Source organism: Acinetobacter sp. YH12116 (assembly GCF_013418895.1).
Lineage (GTDB): Bacteria > Pseudomonadota > Gammaproteobacteria > Pseudomonadales > Moraxellaceae > Acinetobacter > Acinetobacter indicus.
Map to the genome: position 1 here is coordinate 1 of NZ_VPBE01000055.1, position 5,946 is coordinate 5,946.

4 protein-coding genes and 1 pseudogene are annotated in these 5,946 nt (G+C 48.0%); all 5 read right to left on the bottom strand.

What is annotated here, in order from left to right; translation table 11 throughout:
* Positions 1 to 82 precede the first annotated feature (82 nt).
* Positions 83 to 535: pseudogene (locus FTU54_RS14835) on the bottom strand (Lrp/AsnC family transcriptional regulator); the annotation flags it as partial.
* A 272-nt stretch (positions 536 to 807) separates the two neighbouring features.
* Positions 808 to 2,436, bottom strand: coding sequence for an iron ABC transporter permease (locus tag FTU54_RS14840; RefSeq protein WP_180055274.1), 1,629 nt, complete (start codon positions 2,434 to 2,436; stop codon positions 808 to 810).
* An 80-nt stretch (positions 2,437 to 2,516) separates the two neighbouring features.
* On the bottom strand, positions 2,517 to 3,530 hold the full coding sequence (locus FTU54_RS14845; RefSeq protein ID WP_180055276.1) for an extracellular solute-binding protein: 1,014 nt from the start codon (positions 3,528 to 3,530) through the stop codon (positions 2,517 to 2,519).
* A 24-nt stretch (positions 3,531 to 3,554) separates the two neighbouring features.
* A complete protein-coding gene (locus tag FTU54_RS14850) occupies positions 3,555 to 4,673 on the bottom strand; it encodes an ABC transporter ATP-binding protein (RefSeq protein ID WP_016659967.1) in 1,119 nt (372 codons plus the stop codon).
* 308 nt (positions 4,674 to 4,981) lie between these two features.
* Positions 4,982 to 5,674: a pirin-like bicupin family protein gene (locus FTU54_RS14855; protein ID WP_180047204.1), complete on the bottom strand. Its 693-nt coding sequence runs from the start codon at positions 5,672 to 5,674 to the stop codon at positions 4,982 to 4,984.
* Positions 5,675 to 5,946 lie beyond the last annotated feature (272 nt).

The following is a 5,946-nucleotide window of genomic DNA, read 5'->3' on the forward strand; positions in this document are numbered from 1 at the left end:
GAGATCCATGCACGTGTAGCAGTCCTTAACAGATTTACGGAATTAGGTCGCCCACTTACCCAAGTTACGCCTTAAATTTGGCTCAATTAGGGGCGCTTTGCATTTCAAATCTTTGTGCAACAAAGCCGGTTGACAGTAATATATTGGTTTCACTGTTATAAATCCCTGAAATACTTCTGATCCGACTTAAAATTAAATCAAAATTCACCAAATTGTCGGACTGGATTTCTACCAGTAAATCCCATTTGCCATTCGTTGTATGTAAGGTCTGAATAGCCGGATCGAGACGTAGCTCCTTGATGACGGCCTGTGCCTTGTTGCCTTCCACCATAATACTCATCCAGGCCTGAATAAGCTGCGGATTCAGGTTCGGTTTAATGCGTACCGTATAGCCGGTAATGATGCTAGTCGCTTCCATGTACTCGATTCGCTTTTGAACCGTGGCCCGGGAATTTCGGGTTTTCTGCGCAATTTCTGTAATTGAGATACGTGCATTTTCTCTTAACAATCCAAGTATTTTATTGTCCGTTTTATTTTTTTAAACGGATGAATAATTGGTTTTTAATTCTTGATTCTTAGTTATTATTGAATAATAAAAAAAATAATTGGATTTAAGGATAATATTCTAAGCACTATCTGCCTAAACTATTTCTGAATAAAATTCTTTATCCCAAGCTTATTAAAAATCAAAAGTGTATCTCTATTTTATAAGGCTATTCTCTTTAAACGATTTTCACTATAAAAAGAGAGAAGGCTAAACTTGCACTCAATGTTGAAGCAGAGTTTAGCCAGTTCATCTAGTTCAGATTAACGTACAGTTTTCCCCAACCGTGCCAGTAAAATCACTGGAATCAGTCCGACCAGAACAATCAATAAGGCTGCAATTGCGCCTTCTTCATAGGTACCACGTGAGGCTTCGGCATATAACTGCGTGGCCAGGGTTTCCATATTCAGCGGACGTAGCAACAATGTGGCCGGCAGCTCTTTCATACAGTCCACAAAAATCAGTAAGGCTGCTGAAATCAGTGCAGGACGTAATAAAGGCAAATGGATACGGGTCAGAATCCCGCTTTTGCTCTGGCCCAGATTACGTGCGGCATCATCAAAAACGCCATGAATCCGGTTATACCCCGATTCAATCCCGCCAATTGAAATGGCTAGAAAGCGTACCGCATAGGCGTAAATTAAGGTGAAACTGGTGCCTAAAAACAGCAGGCCGGTATCCAGACCAAGCTGGAATTCCAGAAAATCCGCTACGGCGTGATCAATCGCGCCCAAAGACAGCATCAGGCCAATGGCCAGTACGGTGCCCGGAATGGCATAGCCCAAACTGGCAACCCGGCTTAGCCAGCTGCTTCGGCTAAACCGTGCGGTACTCACAATCATAAAGCCAATCAGCATGGTCACAAAAGTGGCAATACTGGCTAAGGTAAGCGTATTGATTGAGGCTTGCAGCAGATATTCAGAGAAACCGGCATATTGTAAACGCTGATAAGATTCGACCAGTAAATGACTGATTGGAATCAGAAAACCAATAATCACCGGAATCAGCCCTAGGCCGAATAGCAGCCAGGCTTTGGCGCCGGTCACTGGCTGGGCGGGCATCAGCCGGCTACGCTGGGCCGAGTTCATATAGCGCTGTTTGCGTCGCCCCAGCCGTTCTACCAGTACCAGCAGGCTAATGATCAGCAACATAAAAATTGCAATCTGGGCGGCACTGGCCAGATCGGACTGGTTGGTCCAGGTCGAATAAATTGACAGGGTCAGGGTTTTAATGCCCAGAAATTCGGTGGCACCAATATCATTGATGGTTTCCATCAGGGCCAGACTGGCACCAACCGCAATGGCCGGGCGAGCCAGCGGAATCGCAACCCGGAAAAATACCTGTTCCGGTTTTAATCCCAGACTGCGCGCTACTTCAATCAGGCTGGCTGACTGCATCAGGAACATGGCACGGGTGCTTAAATAGACATAGGGATACAGCACAAAACTAAGCAGAAAAATCGCGCCCCAGAGCGAGCGGATATTCGGAAACCAGAGCTGCTGCATTTCTAGCTGAAGCCAGTCCCGCAGCAGGGTCTGCACAGGACCAATCGGATGCAAAATATCAATATAGCTATAGGCAATAATATAGGTCGGTACGGCCAAGGGCAGTAACAGTGCCCAGTCCAGAAAACCACGGCCACGGAATTGATAGGCCGTGACCAGCCAGGCACTGCCGGTACCAATCAGAATCGTCAGAATCCCGACACCAAACAGCAACAGGCCGGTTTCAATCAGGGTGGGAGGAATCACATATTGCAGCAGATGGTCCCAAATCTCGCTATTGCCCTGTAAGGCCGTCCAGAGCAAAGCCAGCACAGGCAGACAGGCCAGCAGGGTAAACAGGCCACTGAGTGAAAAAAGTGCAGTTACAGGAGATTTTTTCTGGGTCATCGGGGGATCAACAGGCTGGACATGGACACAAGACTGATAGCACGAGCAGCAGTCTGCCCGCGCTATCTGATGATTCAGGTTTAGTGATTAAACTGGACTTTATCGACCAGCAGATTGGCTGCCTTACGATGGCGAGCAATCTCACTTAAACGCAGTGAATCAATATCTAACTTGCCGAAACTGGCGATAATCGGATCAATCTTCACGCCTGGTTTGATCGGATATTCATAACCACTTTGTGCATACATGGCCTGGGCCTGATCTGAGGCCAGGAACTCCAGTAACTGTACCGCTTCTTTGCGGTTTGGCGCATGTTTGGCTACAACTGCACCAGAGACATTGACATGAGTGCCGCCATTTTTAAAGCGCGGTAACACCACATTAATGGCATTGCCCCAGCGCTGCTGTTCAGCATTGCCATTGCGCATGGTGCCCACATAATAGGTATTGGCCACACCAATATCACAGATTTTACCCAGAATATCGCGCGCCACATCGCGGTCACCGCCACTGGCTGGACGCGCCAGATTGGCTTTAACGCCGCGTAACCAGGTTTCTGCCGCTTTTTCACCATGATGGGCAATATAGGCGGCAATTAACGCGGTATTGTAGGGATGGCTACCCGAACGGATACAGATTTTACCTTTCCATTGCGGATTGGCCAGATCTTCATAATGAATGGCGTTCAGCGGCGTACGTTCTTTGGAGGCATAGACTGCACGGGCACGCATTGACAGGGCATACCAGTGGCCATTGGCTGCACGTAAATTGGCCGGAATGGCATTATTTAATACTTTGGAATTCACGCGCTGGGTGAGGTCCGCTTCGACCAGATCCACCAGATTGCCAAAATCGACGGTCAGCATCACATCGGCCGGTGAACGGCGTCCTTCAGCTTTCACTCGCTCCAGCAGACCATCTTTAATAAATACGGTATTGACCTTAATGCCGCTGCTTTCGGTAAATTCTTTTAATAAGGGCTGAATCAGCACCGGTTCACGCGTGGTATACAGGTTTACCTGCGCGGCTTGCGCCAGACCGCTCAGCGCCAGCAGGCCGCTGGCCAGCAGTGGAATTTTGATTGTTACTTTCATCGTTTTTCATTCCTTATTGTCAATTTAAAAAGCGTTGGCCACTTCAGCCGTGGTGGTTGTATGGGCTTTCGGCTGTGAATCTTGAGCGAAGAAAAAACACTGCTGCAGATCGAGGCGCACATAAACCTGTTCCTGATAAGCGGTCTGTGCCGGGCTGACCTGCGCCAGAATAATAGTCTCGGGGTCCAGTTGCAGGCGTAGCTGTTCGGCATGCCCCATAAAGCTGGAGGACAGCACGGTCGCCGGGATTGCACCGGTAGTCGGCTGGCTAAACACCTGCACCTGATGTGGACGGAAACAGCAGCGGATTGGCTCTTGGTGATGCGCCAGCGCTTCACTGATGGGATGTGCGCCAAAACAGGTCTGTAATTGCTGCGCGACACGCTGCGCCGGAATTTCATTCAGGGCAGAAAAATAACGGGCGGCAAATAAGGTGGCTGGCTGCCGGTACAGGGCTTTAGGCGTACCGATCTGAATAATTTCACCCTGATGCATCAGGATAATCTGATCGGCAATTTGCAGCGCCTCTTCCGGATCATGGGTAACAATAACTGTGGTGGTGCCGGTCTGCTTCAGAATTTCGATGGTATTTTGCCGGATCTGGTCACGCAGGCGATGATCGAGATTGGAAAAAGGTTCATCCATCAAGAGCACCTGCGGTTTAGGTGCCAGGGCACGGGCCAGGGCCACGCGCTGCTGCTCGCCACCAGACAGGGTATAGGGATAACTGTGCAGATGATGCTGCATCGAAACATGCTGTAGCGCCTGTTCGGCCACCGCCTGACGCTGTGCTTTGGGCAGTTTTTTCAGGCCAAACATGACATTGTCCAGTACGCTTAAATGCGGAAACAGGGCATAGTCCTGAAACACCAGACCAATATTGCGCGCTTCGGCTGGAATCTGTTGCTGTTCATTCCACAGGATTTGCTGTTCAAGCTGGATTGAGCCACTGCTTGGGGTTTCTAATCCGGCAATCAGACGAAGCATGGTGGTTTTGCCACAGCCAGAATGGCCCAGCAGGCAGATAATTTGTCCGCGCTGTGCAGACCAGCTGGCCTGATGCACCGCAAAACGAGAGCCGAATTGTTTGCTCAGTTGCCGAATGGTCAAGACATTGGCCTGAGCTGCAGTATAAGCATTCATGGTCAATTCACAGGATGATTTTTATGCAGTTATCATAACTGAGAATTTTTCTCATGTAGAGTGTTTTTACCAATGAGAATGTAAATAGTTTCAGTTTTGAGAGTTTTATCGGGTTACAGGCAATCGGCCGATTTTATTCAGTTTATTTTCATAAATGGTATTTGAGTTGCTGCAAAGGGTGCAGCTTAAACAGACTGTTCACACTCAGGTAAAAGTCAATCAAGGCCGGCTTTAAGACATAAAAATAGCCGCTCAATGGAGCGGCTATTGGGCCAAAATCATCATGACCTCTGGGAGAGAAAAATGGCTTATTTGCCCGGTAAGTCAAACCAGATCATCTGGCTTTCTTCGGTTGCCTGAATATCCGCATGTTCCGCGAATAACAGTGCATCACCAGCTTTAACCGTATGTTCACCAATCTGCACTTCACCACGAATCACATGCACATAGTTGAGCTGCTGGGTCGCCTGTACGTTTAGGCTTTGGCCGGCTTCAAGTACCGCGGTTTTCACTTCAGCCTGCTGGCGAATATGCATGGGTGCCTGTTCGGTTGGGCCAACAATCAGATGCCATTGGTTCGGCTGTTCACGTGGGTCGAGTTTAATTTGCTGATAATTTGGCTCTGCATCACGCACATTTGGATGAATCCAGATTTGCAGCATATGCACTGGTACATCGCCCTGGTTGATTTCACTGTGCTGAACCCCGGTTCCGGCGCTCATCAGCTGCCATTCACCCGCACTGATATGCCGTTCATTGCCCATGCTGTCTTTATGTGAAATGGTGCCATCCAGTACACAGGTTAAAATTTCCATGTTGTCATGCGGATGGGTACCAAAACCATTGTGGGCAGCAATCCGGTCATCATTAATCACACGAAGCACACTCACACCCATGTATTTCGGGTTGTACCAGCTGCCAAATGAAAAGCTGTGTTTGGTGTCTAACCAGCCGGCTTTAACATGACCACGTTCTTCACTACGATGTAAGTAGGCGTTCATCAGATAATCCTCTAATTCTTTTTGAGCTTGAGGCTATCTTAGTGTTTTACCTGGTGCCTGTTCTAGGCATGGAATGCAACATATCGTTCCAGATTCGCAACGTCATAGATTCAAACCTCCGTAATCAAAAAAGCCTGCATCGGCATAATGCCAGTCAGTTAAGCAAATATTAGAAAAATGTAGTAAAAATGAGTGTATGTAAATACGCTCATTTTTTTATGTCTTTATCTGAACATTTAGAATCCACTCTTGAACATTCTCTCCCATCACTC